General features: G+C 74.0%; 27 protein-coding genes. 15 read left to right on the top strand and 12 right to left on the bottom strand.

Going from position 1 to position 24,067, the window contains the following annotated elements:
- Positions 1–110 precede the first annotated feature (110 nt).
- The 3 genes from J5Y04_RS06915 (at position 111) to J5Y04_RS06905 (ending at position 1,276) form a co-directional block, all read left to right on the top strand.
- Entirely contained in the window at positions 111–302 is a 192-nt protein-coding gene (locus J5Y04_RS06915; protein ID WP_148640780.1) for a hypothetical protein, read from the top strand.
- 222 nt (positions 303–524) lie between these two features.
- Positions 525–755, top strand: a complete 231-nt coding sequence (locus tag J5Y04_RS06910) for a hypothetical protein (protein ID WP_209410929.1) — start codon at positions 525–527, stop codon at positions 753–755.
- 155 nt (positions 756–910) lie between these two features.
- On the top strand, positions 911–1,276 hold the full coding sequence (locus tag J5Y04_RS06905) for a hypothetical protein (protein WP_209410928.1): 366 nt from the start codon (positions 911–913) through the stop codon (positions 1,274–1,276).
- Positions 1,277–1,482: 206 nt separating this feature from the next.
- Here the strand turns inward: J5Y04_RS06905 and J5Y04_RS06900 are convergent, their stop codons facing one another.
- Together J5Y04_RS06900 and J5Y04_RS06895 are read right to left on the bottom strand one after the other, a co-directional pair.
- Positions 1,483–2,196, bottom strand: coding sequence for a hypothetical protein (locus J5Y04_RS06900; RefSeq protein WP_307852972.1), 714 nt, complete (start codon positions 2,194–2,196; stop codon positions 1,483–1,485).
- 157 nt (positions 2,197–2,353) lie between these two features.
- Entirely contained in the window at positions 2,354–3,106 is a 753-nt protein-coding gene (locus J5Y04_RS06895; protein WP_209410926.1) for a PepSY domain-containing protein, read from the bottom strand.
- Positions 3,107–3,234: 128 nt separating this feature from the next.
- On the opposite strand from J5Y04_RS06895, the gene J5Y04_RS06890 reads away from it, so the two are divergent.
- From J5Y04_RS06890 to J5Y04_RS06880, 3 genes are all read left to right on the top strand, one after another.
- The gene (locus J5Y04_RS06890; RefSeq protein WP_209410925.1) at positions 3,235–3,912 is read left to right on the top strand and encodes a response regulator transcription factor; all 678 of its coding nucleotides are present in this window, start codon (positions 3,235–3,237) and stop codon (positions 3,910–3,912) included.
- 134 nt (positions 3,913–4,046) lie between these two features.
- Entirely contained in the window at positions 4,047–5,453 is a 1,407-nt protein-coding gene (locus J5Y04_RS06885; protein ID WP_307852971.1) for a HAMP domain-containing sensor histidine kinase, read from the top strand.
- A gap of 145 nt (positions 5,454–5,598) precedes the next feature.
- Positions 5,599–6,273: a 2'-5' RNA ligase family protein gene (locus J5Y04_RS06880; RefSeq protein WP_209410923.1), complete on the top strand. Its 675-nt coding sequence runs from the start codon at positions 5,599–5,601 to the stop codon at positions 6,271–6,273.
- Positions 6,274–6,347: 74 nt separating this feature from the next.
- Here the strand turns inward: J5Y04_RS06880 and J5Y04_RS06875 are convergent, their stop codons facing one another.
- Positions 6,348–6,779 (bottom strand): helix-turn-helix domain-containing protein, encoded by a 432-nt coding sequence (locus J5Y04_RS06875; protein ID WP_209410922.1) that lies wholly within the window; start codon positions 6,777–6,779, stop codon positions 6,348–6,350.
- 134 nt (positions 6,780–6,913) lie between these two features.
- Here J5Y04_RS06875 and J5Y04_RS06870 point away from each other — a divergent pair, with 134 nt between their 5' ends.
- Entirely contained in the window at positions 6,914–7,819 is a 906-nt protein-coding gene (locus J5Y04_RS06870; protein ID WP_209410921.1) for a class I SAM-dependent methyltransferase, read from the top strand.
- A gap of 79 nt (positions 7,820–7,898) precedes the next feature.
- Here the strand turns inward: J5Y04_RS06870 and J5Y04_RS06865 are convergent, their stop codons facing one another.
- A complete protein-coding gene (locus J5Y04_RS06865) occupies positions 7,899–8,447 on the bottom strand; it encodes a TIGR03086 family metal-binding protein (protein WP_209410920.1) in 549 nt (182 codons plus the stop codon).
- A 99-nt stretch (positions 8,448–8,546) separates the two neighbouring features.
- On the opposite strand from J5Y04_RS06865, the gene J5Y04_RS06860 reads away from it, so the two are divergent.
- From J5Y04_RS06860 to J5Y04_RS06850, 3 genes are all read left to right on the top strand, one after another.
- Entirely contained in the window at positions 8,547–8,870 is a 324-nt protein-coding gene (locus tag J5Y04_RS06860) for a helix-turn-helix transcriptional regulator (RefSeq protein ID WP_209410919.1), read from the top strand.
- Entirely contained in the window at positions 8,867–9,307 is a 441-nt protein-coding gene (locus J5Y04_RS06855; RefSeq protein ID WP_209410918.1) for an SRPBCC domain-containing protein, read from the top strand. Before J5Y04_RS06860 ends, J5Y04_RS06855 begins: the two co-directional genes overlap by 4 nt.
- Before the next feature lie 303 nt (positions 9,308–9,610).
- The gene (locus J5Y04_RS06850) at positions 9,611–10,183 is read left to right on the top strand and encodes a dihydrofolate reductase family protein (protein WP_209410917.1); all 573 of its coding nucleotides are present in this window, start codon (positions 9,611–9,613) and stop codon (positions 10,181–10,183) included.
- 129 nt (positions 10,184–10,312) lie between these two features.
- Here J5Y04_RS06850 and J5Y04_RS06845 read toward each other — a convergent pair whose 3' ends face one another.
- Positions 10,313–10,909, bottom strand: coding sequence for a DinB family protein (locus J5Y04_RS06845; protein ID WP_209410916.1), 597 nt, complete (start codon positions 10,907–10,909; stop codon positions 10,313–10,315).
- Positions 10,910–11,296: 387 nt separating this feature from the next.
- On the opposite strand from J5Y04_RS06845, the gene J5Y04_RS06840 reads away from it, so the two are divergent.
- On the top strand, positions 11,297–12,427 hold the full coding sequence (locus J5Y04_RS06840) for an ATP-binding protein (RefSeq protein ID WP_209410915.1): 1,131 nt from the start codon (positions 11,297–11,299) through the stop codon (positions 12,425–12,427).
- Positions 12,420–13,145, top strand: a complete 726-nt coding sequence (locus J5Y04_RS06835) for a bifunctional 2-polyprenyl-6-hydroxyphenol methylase/3-demethylubiquinol 3-O-methyltransferase UbiG (RefSeq protein ID WP_209410914.1) — start codon at positions 12,420–12,422, stop codon at positions 13,143–13,145. Before J5Y04_RS06840 ends, J5Y04_RS06835 begins: the two co-directional genes overlap by 8 nt.
- 118 nt (positions 13,146–13,263) lie before the next feature.
- Here J5Y04_RS06835 and J5Y04_RS06830 read toward each other — a convergent pair whose 3' ends face one another.
- Positions 13,264–14,316: a hypothetical protein gene (locus J5Y04_RS06830; protein ID WP_307852970.1), complete on the bottom strand. Its 1,053-nt coding sequence runs from the start codon at positions 14,314–14,316 to the stop codon at positions 13,264–13,266.
- Between the two features lie 266 nt (positions 14,317–14,582).
- On the opposite strand from J5Y04_RS06830, the gene J5Y04_RS06825 reads away from it, so the two are divergent.
- Both J5Y04_RS06825 and J5Y04_RS06820 read left to right on the top strand, forming a co-directional pair.
- Positions 14,583–15,188, top strand: a complete 606-nt coding sequence (locus J5Y04_RS06825; RefSeq protein ID WP_209410913.1) for a DUF1326 domain-containing protein — start codon at positions 14,583–14,585, stop codon at positions 15,186–15,188.
- Positions 15,188–15,961: a DUF2182 domain-containing protein gene (locus J5Y04_RS06820; RefSeq protein WP_209410912.1), complete on the top strand. Its 774-nt coding sequence runs from the start codon at positions 15,188–15,190 to the stop codon at positions 15,959–15,961. The genes J5Y04_RS06825 and J5Y04_RS06820 overlap by 1 nt, the downstream gene beginning before the upstream one ends.
- A gap of 248 nt (positions 15,962–16,209) precedes the next feature.
- Here the strand turns inward: J5Y04_RS06820 and J5Y04_RS06815 are convergent, their stop codons facing one another.
- Entirely contained in the window at positions 16,210–16,596 is a 387-nt protein-coding gene (locus tag J5Y04_RS06815) for a VOC family protein (RefSeq protein ID WP_209410911.1), read from the bottom strand.
- Between the two features lie 540 nt (positions 16,597–17,136).
- Between J5Y04_RS06815 and J5Y04_RS06810 the strand changes: the two genes are divergently transcribed.
- Positions 17,137–17,862: a dienelactone hydrolase family protein gene (locus J5Y04_RS06810; RefSeq protein ID WP_209410910.1), complete on the top strand. Its 726-nt coding sequence runs from the start codon at positions 17,137–17,139 to the stop codon at positions 17,860–17,862.
- A gap of 165 nt (positions 17,863–18,027) precedes the next feature.
- On the opposite strand, the gene J5Y04_RS06805 is transcribed toward J5Y04_RS06810, so the two are convergent.
- The 5 genes from J5Y04_RS06805 to J5Y04_RS06785 form a co-directional block, all read right to left on the bottom strand.
- Entirely contained in the window at positions 18,028–19,029 is a 1,002-nt protein-coding gene (locus tag J5Y04_RS06805; RefSeq protein WP_245204377.1) for an STM4011 family radical SAM protein, read from the bottom strand.
- The gene (locus J5Y04_RS06800) at positions 19,026–20,360 is read right to left on the bottom strand and encodes an STM4012 family radical SAM protein (RefSeq protein ID WP_209410909.1); all 1,335 of its coding nucleotides are present in this window, start codon (positions 20,358–20,360) and stop codon (positions 19,026–19,028) included. Before J5Y04_RS06800 ends, J5Y04_RS06805 begins: the two co-directional genes overlap by 4 nt.
- Positions 20,357–21,289 (bottom strand): STM4013/SEN3800 family hydrolase, encoded by a 933-nt coding sequence (locus tag J5Y04_RS06795; protein WP_209410908.1) that lies wholly within the window; start codon positions 21,287–21,289, stop codon positions 20,357–20,359. Before J5Y04_RS06795 ends, J5Y04_RS06800 begins: the two co-directional genes overlap by 4 nt.
- Before the next feature lie 86 nt (positions 21,290–21,375).
- The gene (locus J5Y04_RS06790; RefSeq protein WP_209411095.1) at positions 21,376–22,608 is read right to left on the bottom strand and encodes an STM4014 family protein; all 1,233 of its coding nucleotides are present in this window, start codon (positions 22,606–22,608) and stop codon (positions 21,376–21,378) included.
- A 181-nt stretch (positions 22,609–22,789) separates the two neighbouring features.
- Complete coding sequence (locus tag J5Y04_RS06785; RefSeq protein WP_209410907.1) at positions 22,790–23,743, bottom strand: STM4015 family protein; 954 nt, start codon at positions 23,741–23,743, stop codon at positions 22,790–22,792.
- Positions 23,744–24,067 lie beyond the last annotated feature (324 nt).

The raw sequence follows: 24,067 nt of genomic DNA, 5'->3' as shown, positions 1-24,067 counted from the left end.
CACGGGAGGCGGTTCGCAGTGTCCGGTTCGGGCGATATGGGTCCACACTCTAGGGAAGAGCTAGTCGCCCGCTCGGCGGCCGGCCCGCACTCCTCTCCCGGAGGTACTACATGTCCAGGATCAGTGACAGCGACTCCATGCCCACGCCGGACCACCTGCTCCACACCGGGGCCGAGCACCCCGTCGACCCCGAGGACATGGTGCGTGCCTCGGGGCGCGAACCCACTCCCGCGCTGATCGAGAAGGCCCGCCAGGACCTCGCCAAGTACGGCGCCGCAGCCGTGGAGCGCCTGCTCCCCTGATCGGGCGCCCGGGCGAACGCCGGCATCCACCCAGAAGGCCCCGCAGAGATGCGGGGCCTTCTGGCGTGCCGGGGGACCGGACCGCAGCGTCTTCCGTTCCACCGGATCGCAGTGGGTCGGCCCGGCCGTCGTCTCCGGCGGCGACGTCGCCTTCCCGATGACGGACTACGCCACCGGCCCGGCGGCGCCCGCATCCGGGCCATCACCGCGTCGGACCAGGCCGTGACCTACGAGCCGCTGTACAGCGAACCCGGGGGCGGCGGCTGGACCGACGCCGTGCTGCCCAAGCTCTGGCAGGTCCCGCTCACCGGCGGCACCCCGCAGCGGCTGTCCTGCAACCGGGGCGGCCAGTACGAGGCCGCGGCCGACCGGAGCCCCCGGGTGATCCGGCTGGACGCCACCGCCGGCCGCACCGACCTGGTGGTCCGCGACCGCCCGGCCGGCTCCTGCTGATCCCCGCCGCTCCGGGGCCCGTTCCGCCGTGCCCCGGAGCCGGCAGGGGCTCCGGGGCGGTGAGCGGCGGCCCTCCGGGGCCTACCCTGGATCCGGCACCCGGCGATCCGGCCGGGGGAGCGTCAGAACGGCTACGGGCACGGGGGAGTTGGGCCATGGGTGACTGGATCTGGTGGGCGATAGCGGTGGTGATGGTCGGCGGCGGCTGGAGCGGAGACCGCGTCCGGGGCATGCTCCGGACCCGGCACGAGCGGAAGCTGGAACTGCTCAAGGCCGCCGAACGCCGGCAACTCGCCCTCGACGCGGCCAAGCGCCCGCCCGAGCCGGTCTGCGGTTGCACCCACCACCTGGCCAAGCACGACCAGGCCGGCAAGTGCCACGAGACGGTCCAAGCCCCGACGGCCTGGGACGCCGAACGCAAGCCGCTGCAGTACGAGCCGCGACCGTGCAACTGCCAGCAGTACATCGGGCCCGAACCCCTGGGCACGGTCTTCGCCAAGGAGATCACCGACCGCTACTGACCGGCCCGGCCGCTGCCCTCGCCGGTGCTGTCGCCGGTGCTCTGTTGCCGCTGCCCGGGCTGGTGTTTCCGTTGGTGCTCTCGCTTGCGGGGTGCTGTGCCTGGCCCCGGTACCCGCCGGCGACTGCCGTCGGGTACCGGGAACAGCTCGTTTCGGCGGCGGGCACTCGACGGAGGTTGCCCCGCCGCGGACCGGCCGTCGCCGGGCTACGCGCGGCGGTTGGACCGTGCGGTGACGGCGGACAGCGCGAGCACGGCCGTGATCAGCACGGCGAGCGCCAGGCTGACCGGGCCGGTGCCGAGGTCCAGGCCGCCGCGGGCCCGGCTCACGCCCATCCAGTCGGCGAACGAGGCGCCGAGCGGGCGGGTCAGCACGTACGCCCACCAGAAGCCCGCGACCGGGCCGACCCAGCGGGCCCGTGCGGCGACGGCCGGGACGGCGATCAGGGCGGTGAAGCCCAGTCCGGACAGCAGGTAGCCCACGTCCAGCGTGGCCGCCGTCAGATCGCCGACCGCCGTGCCGAGCGCGAAGGTGAGCAGGACGGCGGACCAGTAGAACGCCTCCCGGCGCAGTCCCGTCACCCGGTCGATCGCGAGCGAGCCCTCCACCCGGTGCCAGAGCAGGAACAAACCGGCCAGCGCCACCGCCAGGGCGCCGGCCGACACCGCGTACGGCACCCCCAGCGCGACATGCGCGACATCGGCGACCATGGTGCCGAACACGCTGACCAGGACGACCACCGCCCAGTACACACCGGCCGCGCAGCGACGCAGCCGGAGCTGGAGCGCCAGCGCGCCCGCCAGCAGCAGGCCGGCCGCAGCGACGGCCGGGACGGGGCCGACCGTGTGGGCGAGGAAGTCGGACAGGGTCTCGCCCATACCCGTGGTGAGGATCTTGACCAGCCAGAACCAGGCGGTCACCGGCGGGACCTTGCTCGCCCCCGCCGCTGTCCGGGCCGCCGCTGCCTCCGTCACCGCTTCCGCCGTCACCGCCGCTTCCGCCGCCGTTCCCGCCGCCGTTCCCGCCGCCGGGGCGGGGGAGGCGGCAGCAGGACGGGCCGATGTGGTGCCCGTCATCTCAGCGCCCGGCGCCGTCGACCGTGCCGTTGACCACGGTGTTACCGGTCAGCTGGCCACCCTCGTCCACCGTGACCAGGTGACGTACGCCGTCGGGGCCGACGACCACGACCGCCCAGGCACTGCCGCCGCCACGCTGGGCAACCTGCTTCAGGGACTCCACCCGGCCGCCGGGAACGGCGCCCTGGGCCTTCTCCAGCGCGGTCGACGCGGCGAGCGAGGGCAGCGGCGCAGGGGCGACGCCGCCGGGGCGGTCGCCGCCCTGCTGGTGGCGGTCCTGCTGCGGCTGCCCCTTCGGCCGGCGGCCGTCCTGCTGCCGGTCCTCCCCGGGCCGGCCGTCCCCCCGCTGACCGTCGGCCCACTCGCCGTCCCGGTGCCGGCCGCCCCGGTGCTCACGGTCGTGGCCGCCGTGGCCGTGCCCGTCCGCCAGCTCCGTGACGTGGTGGCCGCGGCCGTGCTCCTCGTGCGCCGCCGCCAGCGCCAGCCCGCCCGCGCCGAGCAGCGCGACCGCGGCCACGCCGGCGGCTATCCGGCGTTCCCGGCGGCCCGTCCACCGGCGCAGGCGCTTCACCCGGCCGCCGACCGTCCCGTCGGGCTTCCCGGACTGCGGTCCGGTCCCCTGCTGCTGGTCCTGCCCCAAGCCCTGGTCGAATCCCTGGTCCAAGCCCTGGTCCAAGCCCTGGTCCCGGTCCTGGCCGTGGTCCTGGCCGTGGTCCGGCTGGGGCGGGGTGGGCGACGACGTGGAGTCGGTCATCGGGCGTCCTCTCGTGACTCGGCGCCCGGAACCGCCCGGGCCGCGACCCGGCGATCATGGCTGATCGTTCCTGAACCTCCGCTTAAGCCGCGTGCCGGCCCGGGAGGACCGCCTGGCACCCTGGACGGATGCACATACTCGTCGTCGAGGACGAACAGCGAATGGCGACGGCACTGCGCCGGGGGCTGGAGGCCGACGGCCACACCGTCGACACCGCCCACAACGGTCCGCAGGGCCTCGACCTCGCGGGCCGTCACCCGTACGACGTGATCGTCCTGGACATCATGCTGCCCGGCCTCAACGGCTACCGGGTCTGCGCCCGGCTGCGGGCCGACGGCTGCCGGGCCGGGATCCTGATGCTCACCGCCAAGGACGGCGAATGGGACGAGGCCGAAGCCCTCGACACCGGGGCCGACGACTTCCTCTCCAAGCCGTTCTCCTTCGTCGTGCTGCTCGCCCGGCTCCGCGCCCTGCACCGCCGCACCGACCGGCAGCGGCCCCGCCTGCACACCCTCGGCGACCTGGTGGTCGACGCCAACGCCCGTACCTGCACCCGGGCCGGCCACCCCACCCACCTCACCGCCCGCGAGTTCGCGATCCTGGAACACCTCGCGGCCCGGGCCGGCACCGTCGTCTCCAAGCGGGAGATCCTCGACCACGTCTGGGACACCGACCACGCCCCCGACCCCAGCATCGTCGAGGTCCACATCCACGCCCTGCGCCGCAAGATCGACACCCCGTTCGGCCGCACCGCCCTGCAGACCATGCGTGGCGCCGGCTACCGGCTCGCCCCCGACGGCGGCTGACCATGGTCCCGCCCGCCCCAGGCCGGTCCCCGGCCGCCTCACGCCGGTCCCCGACCGCCCCGCTGAGGGCCCTGTCCGCCCTGCTCGGCACCGAGTCGGCCCCCGTCCGGTCCCTGCCGGCCCCCGTCCGGGCCGTGTCGGCCCCCGTCCGGGCCCTGCTGCGGGCCGCAACCCCCAGAACGGTCCGGGCCCGCGCGACCGCCGCCGCGGGCACCGTTCTCGGGGCCGCCCTCGCCGTGGCCAGCGCAGGGCTGCTGGCCGTCCTGCACACCAACCTGGTCGCCTCCGCCGCGGCCGGCACCCGCGAGCAGGCCGAGGCCGTCGCCCAGCTCGCCGCCCAGGGCCGGCTCACGCCCGTCCTGCACCCGGGCCGTGGCACCGACTTCCTCCAGGCCGTCGACGCCCACGGCACCGTCCTTGCCGCCAGTCCCGACCTCGCCGGACGGCCCGCGCTCACCGGCTCCCGCCACGCCGGCTCGCACACCACCGACTCCGTCGACCCCCTCCACGACCGCCACCGCCAGCGGCTGACCACCGTCACCACGGACACCCCCACGGGACCGGTCACCGTGTACGCCGGCACCTCGCTGCGCGCCGCCGACCAGGCGCAGGACACCACCGAGGCAGCCCTCGCCGTCGCCTTCCCGCTGCTGCTGCTCACCGGGGTCGTCGTCACCTGGCGGGTCACCGGCCAGGCGCTGCGCCCGGTCGAGGCGATCCGCGCCGAGGTCGAGGCCATCACCGACAGGGACCTGCACCGCCGGGTCCCCGAACCCGCCACCGCCGACGAGATCGCCCGTCTCGCCGCCACCATGAACGCCATGCTCGACCGCCTGGAGGCCTCCGGCCACCGCCAACGGCAGTTCATCGCCGACGCCTCGCACGAACTGCGCAGCCCCCTCGCCGTGCTGCGCACCCAGCTGGAGGTCGCCCACGCACACCCGGACGAGGCGGTCCGTGCGGAGTTGGTCCACGGCGCGTTGCTGGACACCGACCGTCTTCAGGCCCTGGCCGGGGACCTGCTGCTGCTCGCCCGCCTCGACGCCGCCACCGTCGCCGCCGACCGGCCGCGGCAGCGCGTCGACCTCACGGCCCTGGTCGCCGACACCGTCCTCGGCCGGCCCGCCGGCCCGCACCGGCGGACCACCGACCTCGCCCCGGACGTCCGGGTGGACGGCATCCCGCTCTGGCTCGGCCGGCTGCTGACCAACCTGCTCGACAACGCCGACCGGCACGCGGTCACCACCGTGCACGTCCGCCTCACCACCGACCCGGCCCGGGCGCTCGCCGTCCTCGCCGTCCAGGACGACGGCCCCGGGATCGCCCCGGGCGACCGCGAGCGCGTCTTCGAGCGCTTCACCCGCCTCGACGACGCCCGCAGCCGGGACGAGGGCGGCAGCGGCCTCGGCCTGCCCATCGCGCGCGACATCGCCCGCCATCACGGGGGCGCCCTGACCGTCACGGACACCCCCGGAGGTGCCACCCTCACGGCGACCTTCCCGCTCGCCCCCGGCGGTTCCGCAGCGCCGGACGGGTCCTGAGCCCCCGGCGGGTCCGGTGCGCCGACGGGTCCTGAGCCCCGGGCGGCAGGGTGCCGCGAGTGCGGTCGCGGCGGGGCGGCTCGGTGGTGGGCTTGCGGGGGTGGCGGGATTCCGCGGCGGACGGCCGAAGTGGGACCCTTCCGGTATGGAGCCCGAGCCGGAGCCGGAACCGGGGCCCGAGTACGGCCCGGAGAACGGCCCGGAGAACGGCCCGGAGGGCGGCGGGGCCGGACGTTCGGGCGTGTTCGACGTACCGCCGACGGGCCGTACCGCGGTCGCGTGGATTCCGCCGCCGGAGCTGTGGCCGCCGATCCAGGACATCCGCTGGGAGCACGATCCGCAGATCCGCCGGTGGCCGCCGCACGTCAACCTGCTGTTCGGCTTCGTGCCGGAGCCCGACTTCCCGGCGGCGGCCCCGCTGGTGGCGGCGGCGCTGACGGGGGTGCAGCCCTTCACGGCCCGGCTGCAAGGGGTGCGGAGCTTTCGCCACCGTGCGTACGCGACGGTCTGGCTCGACCCGGCCGCGGCCGGCGCGGGGCCGTGGACCGCCCTGTACCGCTCGCTGGTGGAGCGGTTTCCGGGCTGCAGCGGCCGGCGCACGGGTTTCAGGCCCCATCTCTCGCTGGGACGGACCCGGGATCCGCGCGGTCTTGCCGCCGAGTGCGCCGCCCGGCTCGGGACGCGGTCCGCCGAGGTCCGGGAGGTGGTGCTGCTGGCCCGCCGCAGTGGTGACGACCCGATGCGGCCCTGCGCGACGGTCGCCCTCGGCACCGGTGAAGTCCGCTGGGCGCCCGCCGCCGCTCCGCCCGAAGGTGGTTGAGCCGGGCTTCCAGCGGTTGGGCCGGGCTTCCGTCGTTCATCCGGACTTCCAGCGGTTGGGCCTGCTTCCGCCGTTCACCCGGGCCGGGGCGTCCTGCTCCCCGGTGCCGGGAGCGAGCCGGTGGACGCGGCGCGGAGGATCCGCCGGAACCTCGGGCATTCCTGGTGACTGGGCGCGGGGCAGTCGGCGGCGTGCCGGAGGGAGTCGCGCAGGGCGGTGAGCCGGCGGATCGTGACGTCCAGCTCCTGCGCCTTGGCGGTGAGCATTCGCCGGTCGATGCTCGGCCGTCCGTCGGGGCCGAGCATGCCCGCGATCTCGTCGAGGGAGAACCCGGCGGCACGTGCCAGCGCGATCAGCCCCAGCCGTTCGATCACACCGGGGTCGAACTGGCGGCGCAGGCCCCGCCGGCCCGTGGAGGTGATGAGCCCCTTCTCCTCGTAGAAGCGCAGGGTCGACACCGGAACGCCGGTGTGCCGCACCACTTCGGCGATGTCCAGGTCTGTCATGTTGTGACCCCGAGTCCGTCGACCTCAAGTCCGCTGACTTCAAAGCCGCCGGCCCCAGGCCTGTTGACCTCAAGTCGGCTTGAGGTGGAACGGTGTCATCCCGGCCCCGCGAGGGCAAGCGACAGGAGACGATCATGGATGGCGTGCAGAAGCGCGACGACGGCCAGGCGGCACGGTGGAAAGGCGCCGGGGGCCGTGCCTGGGTCGATGCGCAGGCCGTGCTGGACGGGGTGCTCAAGCCCCTTGAGGACGTGCTCATCGAGGCGGCCCCCGTCAGGGAGGGCGACCGGGTGCTCGACGTCGGCTGCGGTACGGGCGGTACGACCGTGGCCTTCGCGCGGCTGCTCGGACCAGAGGGCCGCTGCGTCGGCGCCGACATCTCCGAGGCCATGATCGACGCCGCCCGGGCGCGCGCCGAGCACGAGGGCTCGACGGCCGGCTTCGTCCTCGCCGACGCCCAGGAGTACGCGTTCGAGCCGGCCGCCTTCGATGCGGTCGTGTCGCGCTTCGGCGTCATGTTCTTCGACGACTCCGTCCGGGCCTTCGCGAACCTTCGGCGGGCCGTGCGGGACGGAGGCGAGCTGCGGTTCCTCGTCTGGCGCGGCATCGAGGAGAACCCGTTCATGACGACGGCCGAGCGTGCCGCCGCTCCGCTCCTGCCGGGCATCCCCGCCCGCCGTCCGGACGAGCCCGGCCAGTTCGCCCTCGCTGACCCGGACAGGGTCCGCCGGATCCTGGAGGGGAGCGGCTGGGCCGGGATCGACATCCGGCCCGTCGACGCGGACCTCACCCTGCCGGAGGCGGAGCTGATCGGGTACTTCACGCGGCTCGGCCTGCTCGGCCAGGTCCTGCCCGGCGCCGACGAACCGACCCGCGCCCGGGTCGTCGAGACGGTCCGCGCCGCCTTCGAGCCCTTCGTGGAAGGTCCGCTGGTCCGCTTCACCGCGGCCTGCTGGCTGGTGGGCGCCCGCGCCCAGGGGGCGCCGGGCGGGCCGGTCCGCGGCTCCGGGGCGGAGCCGCGGACCGACTCGCGTCCATGAGGTGCCGGGCCGCCCGCCCGGGCACCGTGCCGCCTGCCCCGGAGCGTCGGTTCCCGTGAGGGGCTCTGCCCGGAGTGGGTCAGTCGGCCCAGTCGGGGTTGCGGCCGCTGAGCGCGAGCGCACGCTCGAAGGCCGGCGCCCCGCCCGGTGCGGTGAGCGCCGGGCCGTAGCCGCCGTTGGCACGGGCCTGGTCGGCGAGCTGCTCGACCACGCCGAGCAGCACGGCGGCGGCCTCCTCGCCGACCGGGAAGGGTCGGCCCGTGGCGCGGGCCAGGTCCCATCCGTGCAGGGCGAGCTCCTGGAGGGTGACGGCGGCGGCGAGGGTGGCGGGGACGGTGCCCGGACCGAACTCGGTCTCACCGGTCAGGGCCTCCGGCGCCTGCCAGGCCGCGGCCGCGCGCTCGGCGACGGCCGCCACGGCGGCGGGATCGGTGAGGGCGGCGGGCTCGCCGGTGCGGGGGCGCTTGGCGGCGGCGCGCTCGGAGTCGGGCAGCACGCCGCCGATGTGGGCGAGCAGGTCGGCGACGGTGAACCGGGCGCACGGGGTGGCGGCGGTCAGGCGGTCGGACGGGATGGCCTCGGCGGTGCGGGCGAACAGGGTGGCGAACTCGGTCATCGCGGTCTTCATGGCGAACTCCTCGTCGTGTCACTCGGGCTCGTTAATTGAGTCGAGACTAAAATGACAACTCCTGGAGCGCAAGCTGAAGCCATGACTAAAATGACGGCCATGGAAGCGGTGCAAGCGATAGCCGAGCCCCGCCGGCGCGAGATCCTGCGGCTGGTCTGGGAGGACGAGCTCTGCGCGGGCGACATCGCCGAGCGGTTCGAGGTCACCTTCGGCGCGGTCTCCCAGCACCTGAAGGTGCTGCGGGAGGCGGGCCTGGTCACGCTGCGCAAGGAGGGCCGCAAACGGTACTACCGCGCCGACCGCGAGGCACTGGGGCCGCTGGCGGCCTACCTGCAGTCGATGTGGGCCGAGAAGCTGGACGTGCTCGCCGAGCTGGCCGAGGCCGCCGAGCGGGCCGAGGGGTCGAAGGGGAGCGGCGGATGACGAACGATCAGGTGGTGCTGGAACGGTGGATCGCCGCCCGGCCGGAGACGGTGTTCTCCTTCTTCACCGATCGCGAGAAGTGGCTCTCCTGGATGGGGCGGGACGGGGAGTTCTCCTTCGCCCCGGGCGGGGCGTTCCGGACCGACGTCAACGCCCACTGCCAGGCCTCCGGTGAGTTCCTGGCCCTGGAGCCGTACCACCGGGTGGTCTTCACCTGGGGCTCGGAGGGCGGGACCGTGGCGGTGCCGCCCGGCGCCACCACGGTCGAGGTGACCCTGACTCCGGACGGCGGGGGCACCCTGCTCACCCTGGTCCACCGCGACCTGCCGCCCGAGGCCTGCGCCCCGCACTTCGAGGGCTGGACCCACTACCTGGGCCGCCTGGTCGAACGCGCCGAGGGCCGTGACCCCGGGCCGGACGAGTGGGCGGCTGCCTGAAGCCCGTTGCCGCAGGTCGTCCCGTCCGGCCCGCTGAGCCCGGCCCGCCGGTCGCGGCGGGGCCGGGCCACGTTCGTCGCCGCCCCGCCGTCCGCGGGTCACGCGACCTGGCGCCCGTGCGGGTTCCCGGGCGGTCGGCGGTCGAGGTCACAGGAAACGCACCGGGCGAGCGCGGATGACCTCCCCCGTGATCCACGGTCGGAGATCATGGGTGGTGCGCAGCGGCCGCGAGTGAGGTCGGGGCCGCTGCGTGCACCGATCCGACCTGGCGAGAACCGGGCACGAGACACCGAGGAACCCTGGATGCGCACTCTAATCAGCACGGCCTTCATCTCGCTCGACGGTGTCGTGGAGGCCCCGGGCGGTGAGCCCGGCTACCGGAACTCCGGGTGGACCTTCAAGGACATCGAGTTCCTCCCCGAGGCCTTCGAGATCAAGGGCCGGGAGCAGCAGGAAGCCACCGCGATGCTGCTGGGCCGGACCAGCTACGAGGCGTTCAGCGCCGTGTGGCCGGACATGGCGGACTTCGCCGACTACAAGGTGATGCCGAAGTACGTCGTCTCCACCACGCTCACCGAGGACGACCTGGTCACGAACTGGGGCGAGACCACGATCCTGCGTTCGCTCGACGAGGTCGCCGCACTGAAGGAGACCGAGGGCGGCCCGATCATCGTCCACGGCAGCGCCACCCTGAACCGGAGCCTCTCGGACGCCGGCCTGATCGACCGCTACCACCTGCTCGTCTTCCCGCTGCTGCTCGGCGCGGGCAAGCGTCTGTTCAGCAGCACGGACAAGGACGCCCAGAAGCTGAGGCTGGTCGAGCACGAGGCCTACGCCAACGGCCTGCAGAAGAACGTGTTCGACGTCGTCCGCTGACCGGGCCCCGCACCGGCCGGGCCGGAGCCCTTTCGGGCCCCGGCCGGATGTCGGGGGCGCGAGTCCGGTCCGCGCCGCCCGCACGGTGCGCGCCCTCCGCCCTTTCCGCGCCACCCGGGTGACGGGCGGTCAGCCCATGGTCTTGGCGCCGTCGAGGGCCTCGCGGAGGATGTCGGCGTGCCCGGCGTGCTGCGCGGTCTCGGCGACGATGTGCATCAGCACCCGGCGGGCCGACCAGTGCGCGTCGCCCTCGAACCAGGGGGCCTTGGGCAGCGGGTGCGAGGCGCCCAGGTCGGGAAGGGCGGCGATGAGCTCGTCGGTGCGGCGGGCGGTCTCGTCGTAGTCGGCGAGCACGCCGGCCAGCGTCTCACCGGGCAGCATCCGGAACTCGTCGGCCCGCTTCGCGAAGTCGGCCTCCGTCCAGGTGCTGAAGTCGCCCAGCGCCGACGGGCCCTCCAGGATGAAGTCCACCCACCCGCGCTCGACCGACGCGACGTGCTTGATCAGGCCGCCCAGGCACAACTCGCTGACGGTGGTGCGGAGTCCGGCCTGCTCGTCGGTGAGATCACGGGTGGTCTGGCGCAGGAAGCCCCGGTGCTTGCCCAGCACCTCCAGCAGATCGGCGCGCTCCCCGCCGATCGTGACGCCGTCCGCGTTCTCCTTCGTGGCGTCGGTTGCGGCGTCGGTCGTGAGGGAGGTCGTGGTGGAGGTCGTGTTGCCGGTCATGGTTCCTGCCTTCGTCGGTTCTGTCTTTCCTTGCCAAGAACGACAGTAGAGGCCATGTAGGTCAGATTGTGTCCTCGTTGACGACACGCCGGGCCGCCGGAGGGGGACCGGATCAGGTCGGCGGTGAAGCCGCCGGGCGACGGCGTCCGGGGCCGGCCGCGAAACTCGTGGAATCGGTGACCTCGGGGCTGCCCGGAACGGTGCCGTACGCGGCCTCGCCGGGCCTGCAGCCACACTCCGGGAGCCGTCCGCGACCCCGGGGGCCACCGCCTCCCGACAGGCGCTCACGCGCCCGTCCGTGCCCGTGGAAAACATGGCCTGACCTGGTGTTTTCCCAGGATTCGCCTAGGCTGGGGCCTTCGGCTGACTGCCATCGGAGGGGACATCATGAGCAAGGAGGCCGGCGGCTACGACGCCGCCCACATCCAGGTGCTGGAGGGGCGGGAGGCCGTCCGGAGGCGGCCGGGGATGTGGATCGGCTCGACCGGTGAACGCGGCCTGCGGAACCTGGTGTTCGAGGTCGCCGACCGGGCGGTGAACGAGGTCGTGGCCGGTCGCGCGAGCCGCGTCGACATCACTCTCACCTCCGACGGCGGTGTGCGTGTCGCGGACGACGGCCCTGGCGTCCCCGTCGGGGAGGCCGACGGGGACGGCCTCGAAGCCCTGCTGACCCGCATGCCGGCCTCGACGGGGCTCGGAGGCCTCGGCGGTGTGGGGCCCTTCGTCGTCAACGCCCTGTCGAGCCGCCTGACGGCCGAGGTGCGGCGCGAGGGGGTCCGCCGGGTCCAGGAGTACGCGCGCGGCGTCGCGGTCACCCCGCTCACCGAGGCGGGTCCGGCGACTGACAGCGGGACCACCCTCGTCTTCTGGCCGGACCCCGAGATCTTCGGGACGGCGGAGTACTCGTTCGACGACCTGGCCGAGGAGTTCAGGGAACTGGCCTTCCTCAACCGGGGCCTGGACGTCTCGCTGACCGACCGGCGCCGCTCGGCCGGGCCCCGGTCGGTGCGGTTCCGGTTCCCGGGCGGGGCACGGGACTTCGTCGCCTTCCTCGACGAGCAGGAGGCGGCCCCCGTTCACCCGGACGTCATCGGCTTCGAGCAGGAGGATCCGCGGATGGCGGGGACGATGGAGGTGGCCCTGCGGTGGCGCGGCCCCGGCGAGGCGCGGCTCCGGAGCTACGCCAACGGCTGGCGCACCCCCGCGGGCGGCTCGCACGTGGAGGGCCTGCGCGACGGCGTGGCCGCCGCGGTCAACGCCTACGCCCGGGAGCGGCGGCCGCTGACCGCGGCGGACCCCGACCTCGGCGCCGACCGGCTCTGCGAGGGCCTGACGGCGGTCGTGCTGGTGCGGCTGGAGCGTCCCGAGTTCGAGGGCGCCACGCGTGACCGGCTGGGCAACGTCGCCGCGCGCGCCTGCGTCGGACAGGCCGTCCGGGAACACCTCCGCACATGGCTGGAGGAGCACCCGGACCGGGCCGCGGCCGTGGTCGGGCGGTACGTTCGGACGCATGGCTGACGAGATCTTCACGCACCCGCAGCTCGCGGCGGTCTACGACCCGCTCGATCCCGATCGCGGCGACCTTCACGCCTATCTGGAGCTCGCCCGGCAGCTCGGTGCGGGGCGGGTGCTGGACATCGGCTGCGGCACCGGCGTCTTCGCCCTCCTGCTGGCCGATCACGGATTCGAGGTCGTCGGTGTCGATCCCGCCCTGGCCTCCATCGACGTGGCCAGGGGCAAACCGCACAGCGAGCGGGTCCGTTGGATCTGCGGCGACGCAACGGCCCTGCCACCGCTGGAAGTCGACCTCGTCACCATGACGGCGAACGTCGCCCAGGCGATCGTCGACCCTCCCGCGTGGCAGCGCACCCTCAAGGCGGCCCACGAAGCGCTGCGACCGGGCGGGCACCTGGTGTTCGAGACCCGGGACCCGGCCAGGCGCGCCTGGGAGTCGTGGAACCGTGCGGCCTCGTACGGTGTCACGAAGATCCCGGGCGTCGGCGCGGTCGAGAGCTGGGTCGATCTGGTCGAGGTGGTCCGGCCTCTGGTGACGTTCCGCTGGAACTACGTGTTCGCCGCGGACGGGCGGCGGCTCACCTCCGACTCGACCCTGAGGTTCCGGGAGCGGCAGGAGGTCGAGACGGATCTCGCCGCACAGGGATTCGTCCTGAGCGAGGTCCGCGACGCACCCGACCGTCCGGGAGAGGAGTTCGTCTTCGTCGCCCAGCGGCCCTGATCCCCGCGCAGCCGAGTGCCCGGCCGCCGAGTGCCTGGCAGCCGAGCACCCGGTCGGGCGGGGCACTCGACTCCACCCGGCCGCTGAGCACCCGGTCGGTCGGGGCGCCCGGTCCGCCTCAGGTGAGGAAACCGGCGTGGACGTGGTCCTGATGGGTGGGGTCGGAGAAGAACTGGTTGGCGGTCCGGCCGCCGCTCAACTGCCTCGGCCCGCCGACGTTGTACGAACCGGCGGCCGCCACGGCTCGCATGAAGCCGTCGACGAGTTCGGGCGGGGTGGCCGGGTCGACGACCGGATGACCGTCGATCTGCCAGGTGTCGAACGCGCGGCCCTGCGGGTGGTCACTGGGCCGGGTGGTGCCGAAGACGTTCAGCGGGTGGCCCGAGCGCACCACGCTGACCTGGAAGGTGTAATCGCGGGAAAGGGCCAGCATCGCCTGCAGCACGCTGTCGTGGACGGTGCCGCTGCGCAGGTCGGCGACGGCCGCCGGCGGCAGCTGGATGCGCTGTTCGGCCAGGACCTGCGCGGCGGCCGTCGGCAGGGTGGCCGCGGCCGGTCCCGGGTCCGCCGGATGCAGGGCGGTGACCGTCCAGCGCGGCTCGGCCCGGCTGAGCCGCACGTCCACCGTGGTCCCGCCCGGGGTGAGCGTGCCGTCGGCGGCCAGGGTCCACTGGCGGCAGACCACCAGCACGCTCGCCGAGTCGGCGAGGATGCCGCCGTACTGGGCGTCGACCACCTGGAGCGCGGCCTGGGGTGCGGCGGGCAGGAGGGGGCCGGCCTGGTCCGCGAGGGACGGCGGCAGGCCGAGCGCCGCCACCCGCTGCTGCGCCGCGGCGAGGCCCTGCCCGCCGGTGCTCCACGCACCGAGGGCCTCGACGAGCTCGACGGCGCGGCGTTTGACATCCGGACTGACCTCGCCGGGCCCGGGCTCCCACGGCGTGGTGGCGGGCAGGGTCGCCGATGGGGAGGGGGCGGGCGACGCCGGGGCCGAGGGGGAGGAGGACGGCGTGGTGGGGCCGGTCGGGGTGGCCGTGCCGGAACCAGGGGCTGTGCCGGACGACGGGGCCGAGGAGCGCCCGCTGCCGCTGCCGCAGCCGGCCACGCCGAGGAGCACCGCCAGTCCGCCGGCCAGCACCGTCCGCCGTCCGGGCGTGCAGGGAAGGTCGGTCACGCCCACCACTATGCGTAACAGCCGGCCCGCCGCGCGACCGGACCCGGGGATCCTGCCGGCGGCCGGCCGCGTCGGCCTCGACCTGCTCCGCCTGCCGATCCGCCATGCGGGCCGAACGATGTCACGGCCAGTCACGGCCCCGCGCAAGTGGATCAAAAGCGCTTGTCACAACGCCGTCAAACTGACCGCGCGCGTTGCCGGGTGATCGTCGAGGGCGGAGAATGGAGTAGCAGACGTGTGCCTCAGCCTCAGGAAGGGAGCTTCCGATGGCATGGCGTATCGAGGGGACGTATTTCGAGAACTGCAACTGCAACATGGTGTGTCCCTGCTCAACCTCCGGCCTCACGGCTCCGGCGGACTACGACCGCTGTCGGGTCGTCCTGGCCTTCCACGTCGACTCCGGCCAGGTCGACGATGTCGACGTGAGCGGCCTGACGGTCGCCGTCGTGGGGGATACCCCGCAGCTCATGAGCGAAGGCAACTGGCGGCTGGGCATGATCATGGACGAGGCCGCCTCGCCGGAGCAGGCCGAAGCGCTCGGGGCGGTCTTCTCCGGTCAGCGCGGAGGCCCGATGGCGGACCTCGGACCGCTGGTCGGCGAGATGCTCGGGCTGGAGGTCGCCCGGATCGACTACGCCGATGACGGCCGGAACCACCGCGTGACGATCGGTGACGCGATCGACATGGAAGTCGAGGACTTCGTCTCCCCACTCGACGCGACCGGAAAGGGCGTAAGGGTCAGCGGGGTCGGATTCCCTGCGGACACCCTCGCGGCCGGAGTCGCGACGCGGTCGAGGGTGAACGCCTTCGGCCTTGAGTTCGGAAACGAAGGGAAGAACGCCTTCTCGGCACCGTTCTCCTGGGCGGCCTGATGTCGCCACCGCTCGCTCGACGGGTCGTCGTCCCGGCGAGCTGGGCCGCGCTACTGGCTGCGGCGGCGCTGGCCTGGGTTCTGACGGTCCGCACCTCGTCCGGCATGGCGGCCGAGCCGGGCACGATGGGGCGCGACCTGTGGGGATTCCTGGTCCTGTGGGGGCTGATGATGGCCGCGATGATGCTCCCCGCCGTCACGCCCGTCGTCTCGTTGTACCTGCGGACCCTGCGCGCCAACTCGACGGGTTGGACGCGTGCCGGCCGCAGCACCGGCCTGGTCGTCGGCTACCTGTGCGCGTGGGAGGCCTTCGGGGTGGCCGCGTTCGGCGCGGCCTGGGCGGGCGGCGAACTCGCCGCCAGGGCGCCCAGCGCAGCGACCTGGGCCGGAGCCGTCCTGCTGGCGGGGGCCGGCCTGTACCAGGTGACTCCGCTCAAGGACCGCTGCCTGAGTCACTGTCGCTCCCCGGTCGGTTTCCTCATGCACTTCGGCGGCTACTCCGGGCGGCTGCGTGACCTGCGCGTCGGCCTCTACCACGGCGGTTACTGCGTCGGCTGTTGCTGGGGCCTGATGGTCGTCCTGATCGTCGTCGGCGTGATGAACCTCGCCTGGATGGCCGGTCTGGCCATAGCCGTGTTCCTGGAGAAGACCTGGCGCTACGGCAAGGCGTTCAGTCTCGCGCTGGGCGTCGCCCTGATCGTCTACGCCTGCTTCGTGCCCTGGAACCCGAGCCTGATCCCAGGACTGCACATGGCGTCGACCATGCCCATGTGAGCGACGCTTCGCCAGGAAGCCAGGAAGAAGGCCTCCCCGGCCGGAAGGGGCGGCGGGGGCCCGGCGGTAGTGGGCGTGGCGGAGCGGGCACCCACGCGCCGGGTCGTCCTGTGCCGCACTGTCCACGCGCCGGGCTGTCCACGTGTCGGGGCAGTGCTGCGCCGGGGTGGTCCCGCGGTGGACGGGACCGCCCCGGCGCGCGGGCGTGCCGTGGTGGGTGGATGGGTGCTACGTGGGGCAGGTGGCTCCTACGTGGTGGTCCGCTCGTTCACGCAGAGGATGTTCCCTTCGCTGTCCTTGAACCAGGCCGCGCGCATGCCCTCGGCCTCCGCGACGCCGTTGACGGTCTTCAGCCCCGGAAAGTCGTACTCCTCGAACGTGACGCCGCGACCGCGCAGCGCCGCCATCTCGGCATCGAGATCCGCGACCTTGAAGCTCGCCAGCGTGTGGGCGGCCTGTCCGGCGCTCGGCGTCTCGTAGAGGCCGAACTCCGTTCCGCCGCATTCGAAGGTGAGGTCCTGCGCAGTCTCCTCGCTGAGTTTCAGGCCGAGCGTGTCCGTGTAGAACCTCTTCGCCCGGGCAATGTCGGCGGCCGGGATGATGGCCACCAGCGGTGCGTCTCCAAGCATTGCCATCGCCTCCTCCTCTCTCCAGGCTAGGGACCTCGGTGCGGGCGCGCGCGCCTGGACGAGCGGTGACGTTCGGACCAGTGACGCGAAGGCACCCCGGCCCATGCGTGCCGGTGGCAGGATCCGCCGCGTGATCGAGGAGAAGGCCGACGCGCTCGCGCAGCTGATGGACGGCTACCGGGCGATGCCGTTCCCGCCCGGGTCCCGCGGCCTCGACAACGAGGACCAGGACCTGGTCGTGCTCGACGCCGACACCGCCGGGGAACGTCCGCCCGGTGGATCCGTCGGCCCCGATGTCCGTTCCGGAATCCGGCAGCCACGGCCCGGCCGAAGCGCGTGCCGGCGCTCCCGCCCCGTTGCCCTTGCCTTGCCGTCCTTGCCGTCCTTGCCGTCCTTGTCTCGTTGTCCTCGCCGAGGTCTGAACCCGCCAGGAGCTGGGGAGTTGCGCGGCTTCCCGGCGCCAGCGCCGGGGCCCGGCGTCCGGGCTGTTCCGCCGAGGGCGAAGACCGGCCCGAACGGGCCCGGCAGTCACTACGGTCCAGTCCCATGACGACGGTTACTACGCGTACGGTCGAGTACCCGGCCGACGGACTGACGATGATCGGGCACCTGGCGCTGCCTGCCGGTGTCGACCGCAGGCCCGCAGTCCTGATCGGACCCGAGGGGCCGGGCCTGAACGACTTCCAGCGTCGCCGGGCCGACGCCCTCGCCGAACTGGGCTACGTGGCGCTGGCCTTCGACATCAACGGCGGGCGCTGGTTCACCGACCCGCAGGAGATGCTGGCGCGGGCGATCCCCCTGCTCGCCGACCCCGGCCGGATGCGGGGCATCGGCCACGCGGCCCTCGACGTGCTGCGCGCCGAGCCGCGGACCGACCCCGGCCGGATCGCCGCCATCGGCTACGGCACCGGGGGCGCGATCGTGCTGGAACTCGGGCGTGACGGCGTCGACCTGCGGGCGATCGGGACGGTCAACGCACTGACCACGGGTCGGCCGGGCGAGGCCGAGCGCATCCGCTGTCCCGTGTGGGCCGGGGTCGGATCGGAGGACCCGATCATGCCCGCCGGGCAGCGGGACGCCTTCGCCGCGGAGATGCAGGCCGCAGGCGTCGACTGGCGTCTCGTGGTCTACGGCGGAGCCCTGCACGCCTTCCACCACCCGCCGGTCGACCAGAACGTCGTTCCCGGCGTCGGCCACCACCCGCAACACGCCCGACGGGCCTGGCGCGACATCGTCGGCCTGCTCGCCGAGTGCCTGCCCGTGACGGAGTGAGCCGGAGCGCCAGGACTGCCGTCCTCCTCCGTGAATTCGCGGCAAGGGGGCCGAGACGCCGGTCGGTCGCTGCCGGGCATGCTCCACCGCGAGGAAGGCGAAGGCGAGAACCTCAGGTTCGTCTACGACCGGTAGGACCGGTCCCGCTCGCGCAGCGCGGAGGCCTCACCAGTCGTGCGGCACCCGTTCCAGCACGCCCCCGGCGAAGACGTCGTAGAGCGGCAGTGTCTCCAGGTGCACGTAGCCGATGTGGCAGTCGCAGACCGGCAGCGGGCAGGGCCGGGCGCGGAGGTGGGGGCGGTACGAGCCGTCGTAGAGGTTGCCGAGCACGTCGCGGACGAAGTGGCAGCGACGGACGGTGCCCTCGCCGTCGACCGAGAGCACGGACTCGCCGGTGCGGCAGGGCCGGCCGGCGCTCGGGTGCGCGTGGCGGCTGTAGCCGAAGTGCGGGTCGACGGCGTGCCAGTCGGCGGCCTCGGTGTCGGTGTAGGTGAGGCCCTCGGCGGCGTTGATCCACAGGTAGACGGCGGGGGAGAGTGCGGCCCGCAGCCGGCGGGCCTCGGCGAGGTGCTCGGGCCGGCCGACCACGCCGACGCTGTACCGGACGCCGAGCCGGTCGAGTGCACGGCACCGGGCGAGGAAGCGCTCGTAGCCGACCTGGCCGGGGTGGTACGTCACCCAGAGGGCCAGGGAGGTGAGGTCGGCCTCGGCCAGCCAGTCGGTGCGGCAGCTGAGATTGGTCTGGATCGCCACCCGCCGCACGTGTGGCAGGTGGCTCAGTTCGACCAGCGCCCGCCGGTACCAGGAGCGCACCAGCCCCTCGCCCCAGGGGGTGAACAGCAGCGACAGCGTGTCGCCGGTGCCGCCCCGGCCGGCGGCCCAGCCGGTGAACCGTTCGAGCGCCGTGCGGTCGGCCCGCAGCTGCTCGGGGGTGTCGCGCCGCTTGGCGAACGGGCAGTACGGGCAGTCGTAGTCGCAGGAGGAGAGCGGGCCCCGGTAGAGCAGGGTCAGATCGAGCCCGCCGTCCGGTACGGGACGCGGGGCCGGGGCCGGGGGCGTCGTCGGGGCCGGAGTTGGGGCCACGGTCGGGGTCGGGCTCGGGGCCAGTGTCGGGGACGGGACGGGGGCCGGACGGGGGCCGGTGGCGGGCATGCCGAGGAAGGTCATTTCACCTCGTATTCGGCCATCAGGCGCTGCACCTCGGGCGAGAACAGCATCGGCCCGGCGAGGTCCGAGTGCGCCAGGCCCTCGGGGGAGAGCACCAGCCGCAGCGGGTCGGCCGCCAGCCAGCCGCGGGCCTCGAACTCGGCCAGCTCGGCCGGGAAGTCCTCGGCGGGCGTGGAGCCGAACCGGGCCCGGTACTCCGCGACCGGCATGCCCTCGGCCTGGAGGAGGGACTGGACGAGGTGCCGCCGCCGCGCCTCCTCGGGCGTCGTGTACCGGCCGACCTCCGCGTGGTGGAAGTCCTCGGTGGCCACGTAGTCGTCGATGATGCCGCGCACCTCGGTGGCGTTGACCGCGTAGTCGAAGGAGTAGTGCAGTCGGGAGGTGTACGAACGGGCCCCGCATCCGAGGCCGACCATGCCGTCGGTCTGACAGGCGTACTCGCCGCCGCCGGCCTGCGGGGAGGCGGCGCGGCGGAACATCCGCATCGACACCTGCTGGTAGCCCTGCGCGAGCAGGTGGTCCCGGCCCACCCGGTAGAGGGCGAGCCGCCGGGCATCCCAGGCGGCCGGGCTCTCCTGTTCGCCGCGCCGCGCCAGGCCGGTCAGCGGGCGGACGTACAGCGGGTAGAGGTAGAGCTCCTCGGGCTGCCAGGCCAGGGCGGCGTCCAACGAGCGGAGCCAGCCGGCCTCGGTCTGTCCGTCGATGCCGTAGATCAGGTCGATGTTGAGGACGGGGAAACCGGCGGCGCGGATCCGGCCGAGGGCGGCCTCGACCTCGGCACGCTTCTGTGGGCGGACGGCGGAGCGGGCCTCCGCGTCGTCGAAGGACTGCACGCCCAGGCTGAGCCGCGTGGCGCCCCGGGCGGCCAGCACCTCCAGCCGGTCGGCGGTGGCAGTGGCCGGGGACGCCTCCACGGAGAGCGGTATCGCCCGCAGGTCGGCGCCCATTCGCTGCTCGGCGATGTCGCAGAGCCGCTCCAGCTCGCCGGCGGTCAGATAGGTGGGTGTGCCGCCGCCGAACGCGGCGAGCGCGAACCGGGCGTCGCCGTCCAGCGAATCGCGGAGTGCGGCGCCCTGCCGGTCGAGCGCGTCCAGGTAGGCGGTGGTCAGGCCCTCGGGGCTGCCGATGCGGGTGAACAGGTTGCAGAACCCGCAGCGGACCTCACAGAACGGGACGTGCAGGTAGAGCGAGAGCGCGTGCTGCGGCTCACCGGCCCACAGCTCGCGCAGTGCCGGGCGCTCCGGCAGCCGCCGGTAGGCGGTCTTGTGGGGGTAGGCGTAGACGTACGACCGGTAGGGCGACTCGGTCGGCCGGGCGGGTGCCGTGGTCATGCGGTCTCCTCCTCTGCGGTGGCGGCAGGTGTGCTGCCGGCTGGTGCGGCGACGGGAGGAGTACTGCCGGCAGGAGTGCCGCTCGCAGGTGCGGCGTCGGCTGGTGCGGCGTCGGCAGGTGCGGTGCCGGCGGGGATGGTGAAGTGCGCGTACGGGACCGTCCAGACCACCTCGTGGCCGATCCGGTGGCCGGTGTAGCCGTCCTCCCCGTACGCCGTGCCGTGGTCGGAGCAGACGATCGCGAAGCACGGCCGGCGGGCGCTCATGGCCGCGAAGAGCCGGCCGACGTGCGCGTCCACGTACTCCAGGGCGGCCGCGTGGCTCTCGCGGGAGTCCCCGTGTTCGCGGGTGGCGCCCGGCAGGTGGAACCAGTTCGGCTGGTGCAGCGCCGAGACGTTGACGAACAGGAAGAGGGGCTGCCCGGCCGGCTGCCCGGCGGCGACCTGCTCGGCCCGGGCCACCTGCGCCTCGAAGGAGACCGGGGACGGCACGCCCATGTCGGGCGCCCAGTGACTCTCCTGGAACAGCCGGGGCAGCACGGACCCGAGCGGGCCCTGCTTGTTGAAGAAGCCGACGCCGCCGATGCAGACCGTCCGGTACCCGGCCGCGGCCAGCGCGCCCGGTAGGTCGGGCGCGTCGAAGACCCAGGTCCGCGGCGCGGTCGTCTCCGAACCGGCGAACCGGGCGGCGAACAGGCGCGGATGCGGCCCGTCCGGGGACGCCGGCGTGGGGAGGAAGCCGGCCAGGATGGCCTGGTGCGCCGCGTACGTGAAGCTGCCGGGCGAGTGCCGGCGCTCCCAGCGGCCGCCGGGGAGGAAGGCGGCGAGGTTGGGGATCCGCCCGGCCGCGGCCAGTTCCTCCGCGACGTCGAAGCGGAGCGTGTCGAGCGTGACGAGCAGCAGGTCGTGGCTGCCCACGACGGCGTTCATGTCCGGTGCCGTCGCGGGTGTCGTCGCCGTCGCCGTCGCCGGGGGTGTGGGCGTGGGTATGGGCGTGGGGCCGGGGTTCTGGTGGTTCATCGGATCGGTTCCAGGGGTGCGTGGTCCGTCGGCCCGGGGCGGCCGTCGAGATGGTGGGGGTGGGGAAAGCGGAAGGCGTCGGGGTGGAGGGCGGCGAGCTGGGCGGCGTAGGTGTCGAGGCCCTCGGCCGGGCCACCGGGCAGACCGGTCAGGTTGGGCAGCAGGTCGCCGAAGGCGTTCACCTCGCCGACCAGCGCGCGGCGCCAGCCGGCGGTGGGCAGCACGTCGACGCCGACCATGCGGGCGTTCGGGAAGCATGCGGCCGCCCGCTCCGCCGTCTCCAACAGGACGGGCCAGGCCGTACCGGCGGCCTCCCGGGCGAGTGCGAGGCTTCCGCGGGCGCCGCCCAGGTGGAGGTTGGTCATCGGGTGAGCGGCGCTGGTGCGCACCACCGCGTGGGTGGCCCGCCCGGCGATCACCACGACGCGGAGGTCCGCCGAGCGGCCCGACTGGGAGGCCTTCGGGATCCACTGCTCGACGTGCAGGCCGTCCGGCGCGAGCCGGTCGACCAGCTCGGCCACCCGCCGCTCGTCCCGGTAGCGCCGGACCCGCAGCGAGTTGTGCAGCTGTCCGCCCGCCAACTCGACCGGGGTCGTGGCCAGGACCTGCCCGCGGGGCCCGAACTCCAGCGCCACCACGCCCGAGGCCGAGGAGCCGTGCGAGGGCTTGACGAACACCCGGCGCAGTCCGGCCGCGCGCAGCCGCTCCCGCAGGTCGTCCCAGCCGCCGACGGCCGCACCGGCGAGCGCCCGCGGCACCGGCACCCCGGCTGCCGCCAGCAGTGCGTGCGCCCGGCGCTTGTCGAACATCACGGCGATCTCCTCCGGATCGCCGAGCAGCCGGACGCCCGGCACCCGGGCCAGCCCGCGCAGGGCGTTCATCAGGCCGTCGTACCAGGCCGCGCCGCCTTCCACCCTGGTCGGCGCGTAGGTGAAGCCGAGTGCCCGTCCGCGCAGCAGCTCGTCCACGGCCGCGTCCTCGCCGGGCGACTCGATCCGCACCACGCTCTCCTCGGGCAGGTGGTACGTGCCGCGCAGCACGTCGATCCACGGCAGCACGGACGGCTCGGGCAGCCCGGCCGCCCGGGCCGCCGCGGCGAACAGCGTGACCCGCCGGTGTCCCGGGTTGCCGAGCACCGTGAGCTGCCGGGGCGCCGGCTGTCCGCTCCCCGGCCGTGCGGCCGTGCGCCGCGTGCTCACGGGTTGCCCGGTCAGGGGCTGTGTCGTCATGTGGTCCGTGGTGAGGTGTCCGGCGGTGATGTGTTCGGTGCTGACGTGCTCAGCGGTGATCCGTCCGGCCGTGATGTGTTCCGTGGTGACGTGCTCAGCGGTGATGTGTCCAGCGGTGATCTGTTCGGTGCTGACGTGCTCGGTGGTCGCCTGCCGCACGGCCATCGGGGCCTCGCCCCGTCTACTCGGCGACGGCGACGTACCGCCACTGGTCGTCCGGATTGCCGGGCTCGGAGAGGTCGAGCGCGACACCGGGCAGCGCCTGGCGCAGGCGCTGCTGCGCCGCCTCCGTCAGGTAGTGGTGGTGCAGGTCCAGCGCCTTGAGATGGGTGAGCGGCTGCCCCTCCAGGAGGGCATCGGCACCCTTGTCGGTGAGCACGCCCATGGAGAGGTTGAGCGACTCCAGCCGGGCCACCACCGGGGCGTGCGCGACCGCGGCGGCGATGTCGTCCTGCGCCTCGCTGTCCTGGAGGCCGAGGTGGCGCAGCGCGGGGAACCGGGAGCCGTCGAGGAAGGGCGCGTAGTCGGCCGGCGTGGAGTCGCCGCCGTACATTTCCACGCCCAGCCAGAACTCCAGCCGCTCCAGCGCGGGGAACTCGCTCTCCGCGACCGCCCGGAGCACCGCGGCCGGCAGACCGCCCGACTCGAACCGCAGTGCCCGCAGCCGGTCGTGGCGCAGCGGCTTGAGCGAGACGCCCTCGCCCTCGACCGTCTCCCCCGAGGCGCCGCGCACCACCAGTTCCTCCAGCTGGGGGAAGGTCGTCAGCACCGGAGTGACGTCCACCATGTCGATCCAGGAGATCTCGGACTCCTCGTACGTGATGTCCCCGATGAAGAGCGCGCGCAGGGCCGGCAGCCGCCCGGCGGCGGCGAGGACGGCCGCCAGCGGCCCGGCGAAGCTGTCCGGCCCGTCCACCGACCACTCGCCGACGACGACGGCGGTGACGCGCTCGGTGTCGACCGTGTCGAGGAAGCGCTGCCACTGCTGCACGAAGCTCATCGGCGAGTCGTACTCGACGCCGATCTTCCAGGCGACCGCCGCCGGATCGGGCAGTGCGGCTCCCTCCTCGACGGCCGGGACGAAGGCGAGGACGGGGAGGCCGTGGAACTGTTCGACGTGCTTGCCGACGGTCATGCGCTGCTCCTTCGGTGGGTGGACCGAACAACTGTCTACCAGCCGGGTCGGACAATCCGGCAGCGGGGTACATACCGGGCGCGTTGCCGGGGCGGCGGGGGCGACCGGGAGGCGCGCGACACGGGCCGGACCACCCGCCGCAGCACGGGGCCTGAGGGTCCGGCGGCAGAGGGGGTGCGAGGTGGTGCGAGTTGGTGCGAGGCGGGTCGTGCCCGCCGGCGCTCAGGCGCGCCGTCCGCGCCGGTCGTGCCGCTTCACGCCCCAGTCCGCGCCGGCCGTTATGCCCCCGTCCGCCCCGGTCGACGCACCCCGGCCTGCGAGGCT

This window comes from Kitasatospora sp. RG8 (assembly GCF_017813315.1).
GTDB lineage: Bacteria > Actinomycetota > Actinomycetes > Streptomycetales > Streptomycetaceae > Kitasatospora.
Note: the sequence above shows the minus strand (reverse complement) of the source record. Positions and strands in the feature narration are given on the sequence as shown.

Excerpts from the sequence above, each read along its gene's own strand:
- J5Y04_RS06915 (WP_148640780.1), top strand. The coding sequence starts at position 111 with ATGTCCAGGATCAGTGACAGCGACTCCATGCCCACGCCGGACCACCTG.
- J5Y04_RS06905 (WP_209410928.1), top strand. The coding sequence starts at position 911 with ATGGGTGACTGGATCTGGTGGGCGATAGCGGTGGTGATGGTCGGCGGC.
- J5Y04_RS06895 (WP_209410926.1), bottom strand. The coding sequence starts at position 3,106 with ATGACCGACTCCACGTCGTCGCCCACCCCGCCCCAGCCGGACCACGGC.
- J5Y04_RS06890 (WP_209410925.1), top strand. The coding sequence starts at position 3,235 with ATGCACATACTCGTCGTCGAGGACGAACAGCGAATGGCGACGGCACTG.
- J5Y04_RS06880 (WP_209410923.1), top strand. The coding sequence starts at position 5,599 with ATGGAGCCCGAGCCGGAGCCGGAACCGGGGCCCGAGTACGGCCCGGAG.
- J5Y04_RS06875 (WP_209410922.1), bottom strand. The coding sequence starts at position 6,779 with ATGACAGACCTGGACATCGCCGAAGTGGTGCGGCACACCGGCGTTCCG.
- J5Y04_RS06870 (WP_209410921.1), top strand. The coding sequence starts at position 6,914 with ATGGATGGCGTGCAGAAGCGCGACGACGGCCAGGCGGCACGGTGGAAA.
- J5Y04_RS06865 (WP_209410920.1), bottom strand. The coding sequence starts at position 8,447 with ATGAAGACCGCGATGACCGAGTTCGCCACCCTGTTCGCCCGCACCGCC.
- J5Y04_RS06860 (WP_209410919.1), top strand. The coding sequence starts at position 8,547 with ATGGAAGCGGTGCAAGCGATAGCCGAGCCCCGCCGGCGCGAGATCCTG.
- J5Y04_RS06855 (WP_209410918.1), top strand. The coding sequence starts at position 8,867 with ATGACGAACGATCAGGTGGTGCTGGAACGGTGGATCGCCGCCCGGCCG.
- J5Y04_RS06850 (WP_209410917.1), top strand. The coding sequence starts at position 9,611 with ATGCGCACTCTAATCAGCACGGCCTTCATCTCGCTCGACGGTGTCGTG.
- J5Y04_RS06845 (WP_209410916.1), bottom strand. The coding sequence starts at position 10,909 with ATGACCGGCAACACGACCTCCACCACGACCTCCCTCACGACCGACGCC.
- J5Y04_RS06840 (WP_209410915.1), top strand. The coding sequence starts at position 11,297 with ATGAGCAAGGAGGCCGGCGGCTACGACGCCGCCCACATCCAGGTGCTG.
- J5Y04_RS06835 (WP_209410914.1), top strand. The coding sequence starts at position 12,420 with ATGGCTGACGAGATCTTCACGCACCCGCAGCTCGCGGCGGTCTACGAC.
- J5Y04_RS06825 (WP_209410913.1), top strand. The coding sequence starts at position 14,583 with ATGGCATGGCGTATCGAGGGGACGTATTTCGAGAACTGCAACTGCAAC.
- J5Y04_RS06820 (WP_209410912.1), top strand. The coding sequence starts at position 15,188 with ATGTCGCCACCGCTCGCTCGACGGGTCGTCGTCCCGGCGAGCTGGGCC.
- J5Y04_RS06815 (WP_209410911.1), bottom strand. The coding sequence starts at position 16,596 with ATGGCAATGCTTGGAGACGCACCGCTGGTGGCCATCATCCCGGCCGCC.
- J5Y04_RS06810 (WP_209410910.1), top strand. The coding sequence starts at position 17,137 with ATGACGACGGTTACTACGCGTACGGTCGAGTACCCGGCCGACGGACTG.
- J5Y04_RS06805 (WP_245204377.1), bottom strand. The coding sequence starts at position 19,029 with ATGACCTTCCTCGGCATGCCCGCCACCGGCCCCCGTCCGGCCCCCGTC.
- J5Y04_RS06800 (WP_209410909.1), bottom strand. The coding sequence starts at position 20,360 with ATGACCACGGCACCCGCCCGGCCGACCGAGTCGCCCTACCGGTCGTAC.
- J5Y04_RS06795 (WP_209410908.1), bottom strand. The coding sequence starts at position 21,289 with ATGAACGCCGTCGTGGGCAGCCACGACCTGCTGCTCGTCACGCTCGAC.
- J5Y04_RS06790 (WP_209411095.1), bottom strand. The coding sequence starts at position 22,608 with ATGACGACACAGCCCCTGACCGGGCAACCCGTGAGCACGCGGCGCACG.
- J5Y04_RS06785 (WP_209410907.1), bottom strand. The coding sequence starts at position 23,743 with ATGACCGTCGGCAAGCACGTCGAACAGTTCCACGGCCTCCCCGTCCTC.